This is a genomic window from Gluconobacter sp. Dm-62 (genome assembly GCF_018256155.1).
Taxonomy (GTDB): domain Bacteria; phylum Pseudomonadota; class Alphaproteobacteria; order Acetobacterales; family Acetobacteraceae; genus Gluconobacter.
Genome location: NZ_JAERLY010000008.1, coordinates 176,656 through 193,283, shown reverse-complemented (window position 1 = coordinate 193,283; position 16,628 = coordinate 176,656). Strand labels below are relative to the sequence as shown.

Below are 16,628 nucleotides of genomic sequence, written 5' to 3'. Positions count from 1 at the left end.
CGCACCTGCAGAACCCTCTGTGCCCGCGAATCCTCCCATGGCGCAGGCCCCTGTCATCGTGCCGCCAACGAAAGACCCGCTGCCGGACAGTCAGCCAGCATCGCCGAGCCAAAGGGCCGAGACATCTGCTCCATCCGCACCTCAGGCACCGAGTCCTACCCCCAACACACCAGCCATCACGTCGCAGAACACCTCTCCGACGGCTCCGGTGCCAGCCAGTCCCCTGAGCAGCGATGTCCCGGCGGCCACAAGGATCACGCCCTCCGCTCCGAACACCCCACCCGCGCCTGCAGCTTCCGCAAAGCCGTCCCCTTCCCCCGTCGTACCTCCGGCGGCCGGAAACAGCTCACAGGGAAACTAGGACATGCGCCCTCATCTGAACGCACGGCCTGCCCTGATCGCGCTTCTGATGGCCGGGGCAACGGCATTTTCAGGAGGAGCTCATGCGGCTCCTGCCCCGATGCCACCAATGCCTCCGATACCGCCGCTCCCTCCCATGCCAACTTCTCCTCCCTCGCATGAAGCCTTCGCAGTCGGTTCAGAAACACTTGTCATTCCGGCGACATGTCTCGACCGCCTCGACGTTGTGGGCGGCGCGGACACCCGTATCGTTTCAGGAAACGGCAACCTGAAAAAACACAGGGACCGGCTGACATTCACGACAAGCGCACAGGACTGCACATCCCAGGGCCGTGCACTGATCATGGTTCCGGCGCAGACCAGCATCGAGATCCAGTCACCCCATAACCGCACGACGTCATATCGCGTCAGTGGCATCAGCGGCGAAGTGACGGCAACCAGCGGACGGGGCGATCTGGATATTGATCAGGCGAGTGGCCTGAACCTGAACATGGAAGGCACCGGCAACGTCTCGGTCCGGCTTGTGACAGGTCGGCTGGCTGTACAGAATTTCGCCAGCGGCGACCTGCATATCGACACCCTCGCGACCTCTACTGCCAGCCTCACGGCCATGTCTTCAGGCGATATCCGGATTGCCCGGGGCAACACGGATGTCCTGACGGTCCGGAATTATGGTTCGGCGGATATTGCGCTGAGCGCAGGTGCACGGGATGCGGATATAACACTGCTGGGGAGCGGTGATGTTACGCTTCAGAAAGTCAGCGAGATGCTGAAGGAGCGCCCGCTCGGCTCCGGCACGATTTCCGTTGCCGAGAGCGCCGGCGCAAGAATCACGACCGTCAACACCCCTGACAGTTCTGCCATCCTTTCCGATACGGCCAGAAGAGTCCTCGACCATTTCGATATCCATCTGGACAATCAGGACGACACATTAGAAGCACCGGCCCATGCCAGACATCATTCCAGCGGCAATGGTCTGATCGGTATTCTGCTGAAAATCTTCCTGATCGTCTGGGCTGTGCGCCTCTTCCGCCGATATCGCCGGACTGGAGTGCTCCCGTTCAGAAACATGTTGAACAAAGCGGCTGCAGGATATGCAGAAGGGACACGAAGCTGGGCCCGCCACCGCGACACATGGCGCGACACTCCGACGGGCAGCGCAACAGCCATAGTCAGGGATGCCGTGCTCGGCTTCCGACGTCAGGAACCTGAACCTGCCGAAGATTTTCCCCATTCCGTCCCGCCGGGTCACCCGCTCGCGCGCCTTCAGGACCGGCTGACACGGATGGAGCGCAGGCTTGGCCTCATGGAGCAATTCGTCACATCCCCCAATTTCAGTCTGGAACGACAGTTCCGGGACCTTGAGCGGACGGACGGACGCCGCGCCTGACCCCTCCCGTACAGAAAACACGGAAGATGGAAACTTTGACGTCCGGGTGCTGGCAGGGTAGGGGCTGAAGGGTGAATGCCGTTCTTGACCCCATAGCGGCCCTTGGCCGTGCCGCTCTCGGCCTTATCAAGCAGGCAGGTGCTCTGGCCCTGTTTGCGATGGAAGCCCTGTCGCATCTTGTACGACCGCCCTTTTACTGGCGGATCTTCTTCTCCAGCCTGATCGAGACGGGGTTCTTTTCCCTGCCCGTCGTGGCTCTCACCGCCCTGTTCTCAGGCGCTGTGATCGCACTTCAGTCCTATGTGGGCTTTGGGCAGTATCATGTGCAGAGCGCCATTGCCGGGATCGTCGTTTTGGCTGTGACCCGCGAGCTTGGTCCGGTTCTGGCCGGACTGATGGTGGCCGGACGCGTGGGCGCGGCCATGTCCGCCCAGATCGGCACCATGCGCGTGACCGACCAGATCGACGCGCTCACCACGCTCTCCACCGATCCGATGAAATATCTCGTGACGCCGCGCCTCTTGGCCGGGACGCTCGCGCTGCCCTGTCTCGTGGTGGTCGCGGATATTCTGGGTGTGATGGGCGGTTTCACGGTTTCGGTTGCCAAGCTGGGCTTCTCGCCCTCGACCTACATCACGGCCACGCTGGACTCGCTCAAGACGATGGATGTCGTCGTTGGCCTCGTCAAAGCGGCGGTGTTCGGATTCCTGATCGCGCTGCTGGGCTGCTACAACGGCTATAACAGTCGGGGCGGCGCAGAAGGTGTGGGCTCGGCCACGACGGCCGCCGTTGTTGGCGCGTCCATCCTGTTGCTGCTGTTCGATTATCTCCTGACGGACCTGTTCTTCTCACAATGAGCACTCCCCCCGTAAGCACTTCCCTGGGCACTCCGAAAATCCGCATCCGCGGCCTGCACAAGGCTTTCGGCTCCAAGATCGTGCTCGATGGCGTGGACCTCGATGTCGAGGCCGGCACGTCAATGGTTGTGATCGGTGGCTCCGGCTCCGGCAAGTCCGTCCTGCTGCGCTGCATTCTCGGCCTGATCGAACCCGATGCCGGGACGATCGAGATCGACGGGGAAAACCTGCTGACGGCTTCGCGCTCCCGGCAGGACGCCCTGCGTCGGCAGATCGGGATGCTGTTCCAGAACGCCGCCCTGTTCGACAGCATGAGCGTCGGCGAGAACGTCGCTTTCGGCATCCGCGCCAAACATTCCGACCGCAACGGCGCCACACCATCCCGTGCCCAGGCGCTGCAAATGGCCGGTGACCTGCTCAAACAGGTTGGGCTGGACCCATCCGTCGGCGATCTGAGTCCGTCCGAGCTTTCGGGTGGCATGCAGAAGCGCGTTGGTCTGGCGCGCGCGATTGCGGGCAATCCCAACATCATGTTCTTCGACGAGCCCACGACCGGGCTGGACCCGATCATGGGTGCTGTGATCGACGGGCTGATCGTGGACTGTGTGCAGAAGCTTGGCTCCACCGCCATTGCCATCACCCACGACATGGCTTCGGCCCAGCGGATCGGGAACCGTGCGGCCATGCTTTATCGCGGGCGACTGATCTGGCAGGGGGATGCGTCCGGGCTCATGAACTCCGGCAATGCCATGGTCGATCAGTTCACCCATGGCCGACGCGAAGGCCCCATCACCATGGAGCTGCGCAAGTGAGCCTTCTGCCCCGTTTCCCCAAGAGCGATCCCATCATCTGGAAGCGCATCGGGCTGAGCTATCTGATTGCCCTGCCGCTTCTGTACATCATGTTCCGCCATCAGCCGGCCCATCCGAACATGCTGTTCCAACTTCTTGGGTTCCTGCTGATCGTGACCGTCTCGCGGCTGCTGGCGCGGCTGATCCTTCGGACGCGGGAATAGGGAATCCGGGCTCTGCCCGGGCCCGGCAGGGATCTTGATCCCTGCACCCTAGATGTGGTTTCCAAAGGTCGAGACCTTTGGTGGGGTCCGGGGCAAAGCCCCGGCTGGATCAACGGCCAGGCACTCCCTATATACTGGGTTTGTTCCTCTCAAACCAAAGAGACGCGCCTTGGCCAAAAAGCCGACCACCCGTTACGTCTGCCAGAACTGCGGCGCCACCTATCCGAAATGGAACGGCAAATGCGAAGCCTGCGGCGAATGGAACACGCTGGTTGAGGAAACGGCCGAGCCGACAGCCCGCAAGACCGGCAAGCTGAGCTCCGGTCGCCTCCAGACCGTCCGGCTGGATGGTGAAACCCGCCCGCCCCCGCGCATCACGACAAGCATAGCCGAGCTGGACCGCGTTCTGGGCGGGGGCCTCGTCCCGGCGTCCGTCGTGCTGGTTGGCGGTGATCCGGGCATCGGCAAGTCCACACTCATGCTCCAGACGACCTGCGCGCTCGCGCGGTCGGGGCACCGCGTCCTGTATGTTTCGGGCGAAGAATCGGTGGACCAGATCCGCATCCGCGCCCAGCGGCTGGGTCTGGACCGCGACCCCAAAATGCTGGACTCGCTGGATCTCGCGGCCTCCATCAATGTCGGCGAAATCGTGGGCTCGCTGGAGCAGGACCGGGCGCATACGGTCGTGGTCATCGATTCCATCCAGACGATGTGGCTGGAAAGCGTGGAAAGCTCGCCGGGGTCCGTCTCACAGGTGCGGGCCAGTGCATTCGAGTTGATCCGGCTGGCCAAGACGCTCGGTTTTGCGCTGATCCTGATCGGGCATGTCACGAAGGAAGGGTCTCTCGCTGGCCCGCGCGTGCTGGAACACATGGTCGATGCCGTCATGTATTTCGAAGGCGACCGCGGGCATCAGTTCCGCATCCTGCGCGCGGCTAAGAACCGCTTTGGTGCGACCGACGAAATCGGCGTTTTCGCCATGACCGATATCGGCCTGACCGAGGTGCCCAACCCCTCCGCACTGTTCCTTGCGGAGCGACGCGGCAATATCGCGGGGTCCGCCGTTTTTGCCGGGCTGGAAGGGACACGCCCTGTCCTGCTGGAAATTCAGGCGCTCCTGTCGCCCAAGGCTGGTGATGGCGCACCACGCCGCGCGGTTGTGGGTTGGGAAACCTCACGGCTGAACATGCTGATGGCCGTTCTGGAATCCCGATGTGGCCTCAAGCTCGCGACGATGGACGTCTATCTGAACATTGCCGGTGGCCTGCGCGTGAACGAACCCGCTGCCGATCTGGCTGTAGCCGCAGCCCTTGTCTCCGCTGCGACCGGTCATCCGACATCCCCAAACGCCGCCTATTTCGGCGAGGTGGGCCTGTCGGGCGAGATCCGACAGGTTAGCCAGGCCGACCTCCGCCTCAAGGAAGTGGCCAAGCTGGGGTTTGCTGAAGCCGTTCTCCCCCGCCGCGTTTCCGCCGCCTCCGCACGTGTTAAACCACCAGCAGGGCTGAAACTGCGTGAAATTGGTCATCTGACGGATCTGGTTGGGCTGTTCACTGATCAGGAAACCTCTGAATAGCCCACAACTCCCGTCTTTCCGGTTACCATGACACGGCCCTCTCCACATGTTGAACCAGAGGAAAGCTTTCGCCTTGACCGTCTCTCCCGCCGGTTCCATCGACCCGAGGCCCGTCGCCCTGTTCATCGACGACCGCACTCCCGATCCTGAAGGTGACGCCTGTTCAGTGGCGCTCCTGTCACACATCAGGGCAGTGCACAGCCTTGGCTACCGATGCTGCTTCATGGCGTCCCGAATGCTCTCAACACTGGAAGACCAGTTGCGGCTGGAGCAAGAGGGCATCGCATGTCTGATGCCGCCTCTTTACGGTTGCCCTGAAGAGGCTCTCAGGCAACTGGGGGCAAAGCTTGAAGTCGTCTATCTGCACCGCCTGAACAATGCCGAGAGCTATGCGGCCCTGACCCGGGCCTTCGCCCCTACTGCCACAATCATCTGGAACGTGGCTGAACTGACATCCCTGCGCCTTCATCGTCAGGCAGCTATTGAATGCCGCCCGGAATGTGAACGTTCTGCCTGTCGTCTCGAACTCCGGGAAAACATGTGTGCGTGGATGACGGATTTTATCCTGACATATTCGTCTGTCGAGGCAAGGCACCTCTCACGAGCCGTTCCTACGGCCAATGTGCATCTCGTGCCCTGGGCAGCCCCGCTTTCTGTCTACAAACGACGGAACCCGAATACTCCTGTCATCGCCTTTGTGGGGGAGTTTGCCCATGATTCCGCTCTCGATGCGGCAGAGTGGCTTGTTCTAGCGATCATGCCACTTCTGCGTAAAACCACACCGGACCTCCATTGTCGTCTGATAGGAAGCGCAATGCCACCCGCCCTTCGGGCGCTGGCGACGAAAGACGTGGAAATTATAGAGACGCTCCCCAATCTGGCTGACAATCTCACAGACGTATCTCTGTGCGTGGCGCCGCTCCGCTTTGGAGCTGGCATCACGCGTCAGGCACTTGATGCCTGGTCGGTCGGGCTGCCTATCGTCATGACGTCAATTGCCGCCGAGGGTTTATTACATCTTGCCGATCGGACATGGCGGCCTTCCCTCGCAGACACCCCGACCACATTCGCAGAGGGGATTACCGCATTTCTGGACCCGGCCATTGGCCGGAAACAGGTCACGGCCGGACGGAAAATTCTGAAAACCCGTTTCTCGGAACAGGCCGTTGCCACGGCTCTTTCCCCACTTCTTCCAGCCATCCCTCAGGACATAAATAACTCGGACCCCACGCTCCTGAACTGATGCATTTCAGAAGCGGAACACGACATTGGACTGGGCATAGCTTCCACTTTTGCCACCCGCCGCATGCAGGCCGTTCGAAGCCATGAACCGCGCGCCGTAGATTTGCCAGGTCAGGTGCCGGTTGAGCTGAAGCTTGAGGGACGCCTGCGGCACCACGCCGATATAGCCGCCGTGATAGGTTTTTGAGAATGTGTATGGGCCGGACGAGTTCCAGATCGCACCATCCGCGTTCTCCCGCCACATGAACGGCACCTTGAACTGGATGCTCGCAAAGCCTTTCCACGGCGTGACACTGAGGACCGGCGAGAGGCTGACAAGGTTGGACGGCTGGATATAGGTCGTGGTGTCCAGATAGTTCGTCTGCGGATTGAAAGGCGCCATATAGGTCCGGACCGGCCCGTCCGTTCCGTTGGCCCCGCCGGAATACAGATCCGCCTGAATGCCAATAAACGGATGCAGCGGCGAGGGCGTATGGCGGTATCCCACGATCGTATTGACTGAATAGGCCTGCACGTCACTCTTTTTCGCACTGCCTGATTTCTGGAACGTCCCGTCCTGATAGAGGCCGCCAAACGAATATTCGAAGGACGCGGCAGTTCCATACCAGCGGAAGCCGACATTCCCGCGTGAGGACGTTCCCTTCAGAGAACCGGACGCAAGCGGCACGACCGACAGGCTGCCGCCATAGCGGTATCCGTAGTAGAAAATGTCCAGAAACGAATGGACCGTCTCGCCACCGATCGAGAACTGCGGCACGAGGGCCGTGATGTCTCCGCCATACAGGCGCGTGTTGTAATCTTCCGTATCGTGAAACATCAGGGTCGCGTCCGTTTTGGTCTGAACAAAATCGAACGCATCCACCCGGATATTGGGCCAGATCGCATAAATGCGCCCACCGTTCCAGGACAGCGGCACATTGGGTGTTTCGCGGTTATACAGAACATAAGACGGCGCATCGAGGAACTGCTGACGGCCGAACATAAAACCGGTCTGCGCACCGGCCAGCTTCCCCTTGAACTCGATGAAAGCCTGCTGAAGATCCAGCCGTTTACGGTAAGTCGTGTTGTAGCCGAAGCCTTTCCAGCCGCCGGCATCGGCGTTGATGAGCTGTCCGAACAGACGGACATGCTCGCCCAAATGCAGGTCCGCGCCATACAGGTTCCGCACGCCGAAACGGCCGGAATTGCTGCCGCCTTTCTTTCCCAGAAACGGCGTCTCCTCGTACCAGTTGCGCAGACGCGTCTCGCCGGAAAAGGAGAGCCAGATGGTTTTCGCATCGTTCAGGGCAATGAACTTGAGCGGATCGAACGGATCATCCCGACGGCTCTTATCACGCAGAAAGCTCCAGTCTTCCGCCCAGGGCGCCACACCGTAACGCCCGACCGGCCCGAAACCAGCTGATTCACCGTTGCCGTAGCTAAACGCACCCCACGGCCCCTGCCGCCCCTGCGGTGCATGGTTCTGGCTAGCCACTACACGACGCGGCTGGCCCACGACACCGGCGTGCGGATAGTTCTGGATGGGCGGCCGCTCCGTAGACGGCACCCGGATCCATTCTTCCGTTTTGAGAGGAGCAGCGGGCTCTTCCGGAGACGCCACCGACACTATGGTTTCAGCCGACATGGACAGTCGGGGCGTGCACATTGCCAGCGCCATCAGGGCAAGAAGGGACCGGCTCCAGTATGAATGATGACGCGACATGCCCTGAAAACTCCAGACGGGGTTCGCAGAACATTATTCAGAGATTAGAAAACATCAATCTCCATAGTTTTAAATAATTCACACCATTTCATATAGTTTTAATCAGGGCGCGTGATGTCCATCTGCCCGCGCGTCAGATCCCGCAGCCAGTCCGTGATGGCATCAGCCTCTTCCACGGGGACGGCCAGCGTCATCCAGGCCCCCTCCCCATCGAACTCGCATTCCGTCCGGCTTGCCCGCCAGCCCTCGATCTTCGATTCCACCATCGCATAACTGGAAAACGGACAGTGAAAGCGCAGGGGCACGGTTTCGATCCGTTCGATCCGTTCCGCTTCGCGCAGACAGGCCGACGCCGCGCCGCCATAGGCTCGCACCAGCCCGCCAGCGCCAAGCTGCACGCCGCCATACCAGCGCGTGACGATGATCATGACATTGTCGAAATCCTGCCCTTCGATGGCAGACAGAATCGGCCGTCCCGCCGTGCCGCCCGGCTCTCCATCATCGCTGCACCGGAAACGCTGGCCCGTCTTGAAGGCCCAGCAGTTATGGGTCGCATCCAGAACGGCGACCTCGCGAAAGAAAGACATGGCGGCAGCTTCGTCTTCCACAGGAGCTGCGGAAGCACGAAAAACACTGTTACGAATCACACTTTCATAGGTCGCGAGGCCGGGAAGAGTCCATGTCATGGCTTTCCTTCTGCCTCAGGATCGCTGAAATGTCAGGATGGGGTAGGGAAACGCTGCCCGTTCTGTTAAGGGTAGGCCCCATGTTTTCGGATCTGACCGGGCGGCTGAATGCCGTCTGCGCGCGTCGTGCGCCCCTTGTTCTGGCGCTGTTCGCACTGCTGTGTGCTGGCTGCGTTGCCCTGAGTGTCACGCGGATCAGTGTGACCACTGACACGAGCAAGATGTTTGCCAACAGTCTGCCGTGGAAAAAGCGGAGTATGGAGCTCACGCGCCTGTTCCCGCAGGACAGCAACCAGCTCGTCGCCATCATCGACAGCCGCATCCCCGAGCAGGGCCGCGCAGCCGCGCGCCAGCTCGCGGCGACGCTCGGTCAGGACCACACGCATTTCAAGACTGTCAGCCTGCCCGGCGACAACGCCTTCTATAACAGCCACGGGTTCCTGTTCCTCGACACCAAGGATCTGGAACCGCTTCTGGATTCGATCGTCTCCGCACAGCCCTTCCTCGGCACGCTGGCCGCTGATCCGTCCGCCCGTGGCCTGTTCGGCGCACTGGGCCTGATCGGCGAGGGCATCAAGGCCGGACAGGGCATCCCCAGCGGTTTCAATGGCGCGCTGGACGGATTTGCAAATTCCCTGACCGCAGCAGCAAACGGCCATCCGCAGGACATGTCCTGGCAGAACCTGCTGATCGGCAAGCTGGCAGAGCTGGGCTCGCAATACGAGTTCGTTGTCACGCAGCCGAAGCTCGATTACAGCTCGTTCCAGCCCGGCGAGGGTGCCACGACCGCCATGCGTCAGGCGATCAACAACCTTGAATTCGTGAAGACGAAGCAGGCCTCCGGCATCATCACCGGTGAAGTGAAGCTGTCAGACGAAGAGTTCTCCACCGTTGCCCACGGCATGGTGCTGGGCCTCATCATTTCGCTCGTTCTGATCGCGGTCTGGCTGATCCTCGCGGTTCATTCTCCGCGCGTCATTATCCCCATCCTGCTGACCCTCATCAGCGGCCTGCTGCTGACGACGGGCTTTGCGGCTCTGGCGGTCGGTGAGCTGAACCTGATCTCGGTCGCTTTCGCGATCCTGTTCGTCGGCATCGCGGTCGATTTCGCCATCCAGTACACGGTGCGTCTGCGCGGACAGCGCAACGAGGACGGCTCGCACCCGTCCCTGCATGACGCCATCGTCCTGACGGGTCAGGAAAGCGGCGCGCAGATCCTTGTCGCGGCACTCGCAACGGCGGCAGGCTTCCTCGCGTTCTATCCCACGAGCTTCATCGGCGTTGCACAGCTCGGGCTGATCGCAGGCTTTGGCATGCTGATCGCCTTTTTCTGCACCATGACGCTGCTACCCGCGCTGCTGTTCGTGTTCCGTGCAAAGCTGGGCAGCGGAACACCGGGTTTTGCCTTTATGGCACCCGCTGACGCGTTCCTGCGGCACAAGCGTCGCAAGGTTGTCGGCATTTTCGCGCTGCTGGGAATTGTGGGCCTCGCCCTCATGCCGCTCCTGAAGTTCGACGCCGACCCGCTGCACACCAAGGACCCCAACACCGAGGGCATGCGCGCCCTGCACCTCCTGGAAGCCAATCCGCTCACCACGCCCTACAGCGCGCAGGTCCTGACGCCGAACCTCACGGAAGCCGCGAAACAGGCCACAGAATTCTCGAAACTGCCGAGCGTGCATGACGTGCTCTGGCTTGGCGCGCTGGTCCCCGATGACCAGAAAACCAAGCTGGCCATGATCGAGGACACGGCCTCCATCCTGCTACCGACCATCACGGTCGCCAGCCCTGAGGCCGCCCCCGATGCCGCGGCCATCCGTGCCGCCGCGATCACGGCCGCGCAGAAGTTGGATGCCGTGAAGGATCAGCTCCCCGCTCCGCTGGAAAAGATCCGTCAGGCCCTGCACACGCTCTCGACGGCTCAGGACAGTACGCTGCTTCAGGCCAGCACGTCCCTGACGCGCTTCCTGCCAGACGAACTGTCGATGCTGCGCACGGCGCTCCAGCCCACGCCGGTCACGATGGAAAGCATCCCGCAGGATGTGCGTCAGGATTATATCCTGCCGGACGGCCGCGCACGCCTGACGATCCATCCTAAGGGCCAGATGTCCGAAACGCCGGTGCTGCACCGCTTCGTCAAGGAACTGCGCTCCGTCAATCCGGATGTCGCCGGCCCCGCAATGGAAATCACGGAGAGTGCCAACACGATCGTTCATGCCTTCACGGTGGCGGCCATCTGCGCTCTCATCATGATCGCCATCATCCTGCTGGTCGTCCTGCGCCGCCTGCTGGATGCGGCCCTTGTCATGGCGCCGCTGCTGATGTCCGCCCTGCTGACGGTCATTCTGGTCGTCACCGTGCCGGAGACGCTGAACTACGCCAACATCATCGCCCTGCCGCTGCTGCTGGGTGTGGGCGTGTCGTTCAACATCTATTTCGTCATGAACTGGCGTGAAGGCGTGAAGGGTCCGCTGACCTCGCCGACGGCGCGCGCGGTGCTGTTCTCGGCGCTCACGACCGCCACGGCCTTCGGCTCGCTCGCACGTTCGGGTCATCCGGGGACAGCCAGCATGGGGCGTCTGCTGCTGATGTCCCTCGGCTGCACACTGCTTTGCACGATGGTCTTCGTCCCGGCCCTGCTGCCCAAGCGTCCGATCGACGAAGCCTGAGCCAGGGCACGCTCTACCGGCAGCTGACATGGTTTGCAGCAATGTGACCCACATTCTGGCAACCGTGCGTTTCCTCAGGGGTTGAGATCTTCCAGAATGGAGGATCTCGCCCTTGAACAAAGAGCATTCAGGCCTGCCGCGTGGCATCGACCATGTCGGCGTCACCGTCCCCGATATCAACGCCGCCATCCGCTTCCTTGAAGAAGCGTTTGGCGCCGTCGCCCTCTACCGCAATGTCACCCGCACCCAGCCCCAGAAAGGCCCGGAGACGGAAAAGATCCTCGGCCTGCCACAGGGGACCGTCGTCATCGAGATGTGCATGATGGCGCTCGGGCATGGTCCCGGGATCGAGCTTTTTGAAATGAAGGGCCCGGACCAGCGCGAGGCCGCCCGTCCCTGTGACTGGGGCCTTCAGCATTTCGCCGTCTATGTCGATGACATCCATGCGGCCTGCCACCGCTTCAGGGAAGCCGGCGGTACATTCCTGACCGAACCCCAGGGCCAGCCCTCGCTCGAAGCCGCACCGGGCAACATGTTCTGCTACGGCCGTACGCCCTGGGGCATGATCGTGGAACTCGTCTGCACCCCGCATCAGGAGCGCTTCAACGACATCGCCCCCATGAACCGCTATCAGCCACCTCCGCTTGAAGGATCAGACGCATGACACGACTTCTCCCGCTCGCTGCGGCACTCCTCGCGGTCACGACCTTCAGTGCCGCACACGCCGCTGATCCCACCCCACCAACAGCCTGGTACTGGCACAACTGGACGGATCATGACGGCATCAGCCACATGACCCGCTGTCCGTTCCATAACTACGACCTGAAAACCATGTCCAAGCCCGCAGGGCCGCAATGGCAGGATCATGTGCACGAAGGCAATGCGCAGATCATCTCCACCGTACAACCCGCGCATTGGGACGGAAGCTGGCATCCAGATCCGAAAGTCCAATGGATCATCCCGCTGAAGGGCTCCTGGTACGTTACGGCCATGGACGGAAAAAAGGCGATCATGGGTCCGGGCGATGTCTCTCTTGGCGAAGACCAGATGAGCCGCAAAGACGCGAAGGGACATGTTGGTCATTTCGCAGGCAATATCGGAGACGGTCCTGTTACCCTGATGGTGATCCAGACCGACGAAAAACCGACCGTGGATCAGCCCTGCCGCTTTCATTGAACAATCAGAGCGCCTGACACAATTTTCAGGACACACCCGGGCTGGCCCCATGCCAGTCCGGGTGTGTCCTTTCTTATTCCGCGCTTCAGAAGCGGTCACTTCCGGAAACAATTCGACATCCAGTTATCCGGAAGCAGGAAATACCAACTCATTTTCGTAGATTCTGCATCCGCAGGACGACCCTGCGACGTTTTTCCTTAAATTTCAGGGTGTCGCGTCTTGGAAGACTCTCTTCAAAGACACTACGACAAAACGTGACAAAGTCGGGCTTTTGACCCTACTTCGGTTAATCCGCATATCGCAACGGTAACGGAATTGAATTCATCAGAAAAAATACTGAAGCAATGAATACATTCTAAAATTAACCCTGATAAATAATTCGAAAAAAAAACGCGATTATTTTGATAAAACTAAAGTCATGTGGATATTTTCCAAATTATTCATCTAATTTTTCATCTGATTTCTTTTTTAAAATTACTTAATAATATTGTTTATATATTCTATATTTCTTTAAATTTCCGCACTTTAAATTCATCACAACATAAAGATGTGACATAAGCGCAACGCCTTGGGTGATATGTGACACCTCTGTTGCATTCACCCTTCAAAAGCATTGCGTACCGTTTCGCTTTCCGATGAAAATGCTCTCAGAGATACAAAAATTTTCTTGCGACCATTAATCGAGAAGGGACTACGGCCGCGATGACCACCTCTGTGCAACATTCCTTGAAGAGACGCACTCCTGCCCCCCGGACAGTAGTCCGGATGTTCCTGATGGCAGGAATTTCCTACAGCGTCCTGCCAAGTGTCGGTGCCCATGCACAGACCGCCACGACAGCTCCGGCGAAGCACACCACAACACAGAAAGCCGCAGTCAAGAAGAAGGCTGCTGCCAAGAAAACGGTTCAGGCCACACCGGCCGCACCAGTTCAGGCAAGCGCTTCTCCGGCTCGCCAGGCTGCCATCGTGCAGGCACAGAACGATGCCCCCCCGGCCGCTGCTCCTTCCGGCAGCGAAAACATCGTCGTGACCGGCACGCTGTTTCGTGACCCGAACACACACAGTTCCTCGCCGATCACACACCTGACCCGTCAGGACATGCAGCAGCGTGGCCTGAAAACTGCCACGGATGTCGTGCAGCAGCTTTCATCCAACGGTGCAGGCAACCTGACCAATGCCTGGTCTGCTGGCGGCGGCTTCGCAGCCGGTGGCTCGGCTCCGTCACTTCGCGGCCTCAGCACGGACTCGACGCTGGTGCTGATGGACGGACAGCGTAACTCCTACTACCCGCTGGCCGATGACGGTGTCCGTAACTTCGTTGATACGAACTGGATCCCGCAGTCCATCATCGAAGCGGTTGACGTACAGCAGGACGGTGGCTCCGCAACCTACGGTGCTGACGCTGTTGCCGGTGTGGTCAACTACATCACCCGTAAAGAAATCAAGGGTTTCGAAGGAAATGCCGAAGGTGGCCTTTCCCAGCGTGGCGATAGCGGACATCAGCGTCTTTACGCGACGTTCGGTCACGGTGACCTGCACAGCGACGGATATAACTTCTATATCAACGGCGAATACCAGCAGGATGACCCGCTCTATTACCGCCAGCTGCAGTCGCCCTATAACAACGGTGATCTCACAAGCCTCGGCGGCATAAACGGCAATACAAATGCCCTCTCCCCGGATGGCAGCATCAACTCGACGTTCTTTGGTGCGACCCCTGCATCAGTTGTTCGTCCAGTTACGCCCGGCGCAACCAAGGGAACAGGTCCTTACAGCCTGCTGAACCAGTCGGCTGGATGCAGCTCGGTCGGACAGATGGTTTCTGGCAGCCTGGTGAGCGCTCCCGGTGGCGCTACGCAGACCTGCATGCAGAATTCACAGCAGTATGCACAGGTTGCACCTGACCAGCGTCGCATCGAAGGCACAGCACACTTCACGGCAAATGTGACCGACCGTTCGCAGCTCGTTGCAATGTTCAACTGGTCGCAGACACGGACGATCACAACCGGCACTCCGTCTGCCATTGGCGTCTACACGCAGGACCGTCTTGCAACATCCAGCCTGACGCTGCTGCCTGTCACCATCAATGGTGCGCTGAACCCGAACAACCCGTATGCGGCTCAGGGCGAAGAAGCTCAGATTCTGGGCCGGTTCGATACCATCCCCACCACCACACAGACCACACAGAACTATCGTGGATCTGTCCGTTATTCCGGATGGGAACCGTCCAAATGGGGCTCTGACTGGGGCTACGACGCCAACTTCGTCGGCATGAACTCACTGCTCGACCAGACATACACAGGCATCCCGACGATTAATGGCATCAATAACGCCATCAATAACGGCACCTACAACTTTGTAGACCAGTCACAGAACTCCCGTTCTGTGCTGAATTCCATTTTCCCGGTCAACACCATCCATGCCCGGTCGCAGGAATATTCAGGCGAAGCAACGGCAACCAAGGGCCTGTTCAAACTGCCAGGCGGTATGGTCAAGCTTGCTATCGGCGGCAACATCCGTTGGGAATCTGTTAACGATCCGAGCGCCAACCCGATCGACTACAGCGATCTGGGTGCGCAGTACACGAGCGCAATCAACCCTGTCAGCGCTCAGGGTTCGCGCTGGGTCGAAGCTGGCTTCTATGAAGTCAACATTCCGGTCGTGAAGATGCTGAACATCGACACGTCTGGCCGTTACGACAACTATTCGGAAGGCTTCCATCACTTCTCCCCGAAGGTCGGTGCGCAGTTCAAGCCGTTCAAGGAACTGACCCTGCGCGGCACCTTCTCGAAGGGCTTCCGCGTTCCCAGCTTTGCAGAAACTGGTGGTACGACCGTTGGTTATACAGGCTGGACCGTCAACAACGCGGCATGGCAGGCGTCTCACGGCAACAATGCCTATTCTCAGGGCACGAGCATCGGTCTTCAGAACGTCGGAAATCCGAACCTGCGGCCTGAGACGTCCACCAACATTTCCGCTGGCCCGATCTTCAAGCCGACCAGCTGGATGACGCTGGACTTTGAATACTGGTACATCAAGAAGAACCACTACATCACCGGTGATACGCTTGCTGCAAGTTCAGTCGGTAACCAGTGGCTGGCATGCGGTAACAGCTGCCTTCCGGCTGGCGTGACTGTTACGCCAAATCCGGCTGACCCGCAGTATCCGAACGCCCAGCCGTCTCCTGGCATTATCAGCGCTCAGTATGTAAACGCGCGCAGCCTGATGACGGACGGTTTCGACTTTGGTATTGAAGTCCATCATCGCCTGCCCGGCATTTTCCACGACGTGATGTGGTACAGTAAGGGTCAGGGCACGTATGTGCGTCGCTTCAACCAGGTCAATGCTGATGGCACGGTCTACCGCTTTGCCGGGACGCTTGGTCCTTACTCGGCTGTGTCAGCATCAGGAACGCCCCGCTGGCGCGCCAACTGGTCCAACACGCTTACCTGGAAAAATCTGGCTGTCACACCGACTGTCTATTACACCAGCGGCTACAAGACCGTTGCTGATGACTCCGGTGCGTCTGCCCTCAACGCAAACAACACGACCTACAGCCACTCTTGCGCAGGTACACTGTCTGGCAGCTACAACAACGCTGCTCCGGCGTCACAGTGCAAGGTCAAGGGCTTCTGGGATGTCGACATGACGGTTAACTACCGTGTCAACAAGCGTTGGTCCGTCTACGCGAACATCTACAACCTGCTCGGCTTCCGTGCACCGCTCGACTACGCAACGTATGGTGGTTACCTTTACAACTCCTCCTGGACGCAGAAGGGTGTGGTTCTCCGCTCCTTCCAGTTCGGTGTGAATGTAAGCCTGTAAGGGCCTTTCCAGACCCGGCGCTGAAGCTCATGCTTCCCAAATGCCGGGTTCAGAAGGAACATTCGAAAAGAGGGGCTTCAGCCCCTCTTTTTTTGTAGGCATTAATCAGACAAAAAAACGGGGCGGATGA

12 protein-coding genes and 1 pseudogene are annotated in these 16,628 nt (G+C 59.7%); 11 read left to right on the top strand and 2 right to left on the bottom strand.

What is annotated here, in order from left to right; all coding sequences use genetic code 11:
• The 7 genes and pseudogenes from JK202_RS10260 to JK202_RS10230 all read left to right on the top strand — a co-directional run.
• Positions 1–361, top strand: a pseudogene (locus tag JK202_RS10260) (hypothetical protein); the annotation flags it as partial.
• 3 nt (positions 362–364) lie between these two features.
• Complete coding sequence (locus JK202_RS10255; RefSeq protein ID WP_211560771.1) at positions 365–1,750, top strand: GIN domain-containing protein; 1,386 nt, start codon at positions 365–367, stop codon at positions 1,748–1,750.
• Between the two features lie 71 nt (positions 1,751–1,821).
• Complete coding sequence (locus JK202_RS10250) at positions 1,822–2,607, top strand: ABC transporter permease (protein WP_211560769.1); 786 nt, start codon at positions 1,822–1,824, stop codon at positions 2,605–2,607.
• On the top strand, positions 2,604–3,419 hold the full coding sequence (locus JK202_RS10245; protein ID WP_211560767.1) for an ABC transporter ATP-binding protein: 816 nt from the start codon (positions 2,604–2,606) through the stop codon (positions 3,417–3,419). The genes JK202_RS10250 and JK202_RS10245 overlap by 4 nt, the downstream gene beginning before the upstream one ends.
• Positions 3,416–3,622 carry a hypothetical protein gene (locus JK202_RS10240; RefSeq protein WP_211560816.1) on the top strand — a complete coding sequence of 69 codons (207 nt, stop codon included), beginning with the start codon at positions 3,416–3,418 and terminating at the stop codon, positions 3,620–3,622. Before JK202_RS10245 ends, JK202_RS10240 begins: the two co-directional genes overlap by 4 nt.
• Positions 3,623–3,791: 169 nt before the next feature.
• Complete coding sequence (gene radA, locus JK202_RS10235) at positions 3,792–5,198, top strand: DNA repair protein RadA (protein ID WP_211560765.1); 1,407 nt, start codon at positions 3,792–3,794, stop codon at positions 5,196–5,198.
• A gap of 73 nt (positions 5,199–5,271) precedes the next feature.
• On the top strand, positions 5,272–6,441 hold the full coding sequence (locus JK202_RS10230; protein WP_249199923.1) for a glycosyltransferase: 1,170 nt from the start codon (positions 5,272–5,274) through the stop codon (positions 6,439–6,441).
• Positions 6,442–6,447: 6 nt separating this feature from the next.
• Here the strand turns inward: JK202_RS10230 and JK202_RS10225 are convergent, their stop codons facing one another.
• A complete protein-coding gene (locus JK202_RS10225) occupies positions 6,448–8,142 on the bottom strand; it encodes an alginate export family protein (RefSeq protein ID WP_211560760.1) in 1,695 nt (564 codons plus the stop codon).
• A gap of 98 nt (positions 8,143–8,240) precedes the next feature.
• A complete protein-coding gene (locus JK202_RS10220) occupies positions 8,241–8,828 on the bottom strand; it encodes a YigZ family protein (RefSeq protein WP_211560757.1) in 588 nt (195 codons plus the stop codon).
• 80 nt (positions 8,829–8,908) lie between these two features.
• On the opposite strand from JK202_RS10220, the gene JK202_RS10215 reads away from it, so the two are divergent.
• The 4 genes from JK202_RS10215 to JK202_RS10200 all read left to right on the top strand — a co-directional run bounded on the left by JK202_RS10215 (position 8,909) and on the right by JK202_RS10200 (position 16,498).
• The gene (locus JK202_RS10215) at positions 8,909–11,497 is read left to right on the top strand and encodes an MMPL family transporter (protein WP_211560754.1); all 2,589 of its coding nucleotides are present in this window, start codon (positions 8,909–8,911) and stop codon (positions 11,495–11,497) included.
• A 112-nt stretch (positions 11,498–11,609) separates the two neighbouring features.
• Positions 11,610–12,161: a VOC family protein gene (locus JK202_RS10210; protein WP_211560751.1), complete on the top strand. Its 552-nt coding sequence runs from the start codon at positions 11,610–11,612 to the stop codon at positions 12,159–12,161.
• Entirely contained in the window at positions 12,158–12,673 is a 516-nt protein-coding gene (locus tag JK202_RS10205) for a cupin domain-containing protein (RefSeq protein ID WP_211560748.1), read from the top strand. Before JK202_RS10210 ends, JK202_RS10205 begins: the two co-directional genes overlap by 4 nt.
• Before the next feature lie 774 nt (positions 12,674–13,447).
• The gene (locus tag JK202_RS10200) at positions 13,448–16,498 is read left to right on the top strand and encodes a TonB-dependent receptor domain-containing protein (protein WP_249199921.1); all 3,051 of its coding nucleotides are present in this window, start codon (positions 13,448–13,450) and stop codon (positions 16,496–16,498) included.
• Positions 16,499–16,628 lie beyond the last annotated feature (130 nt).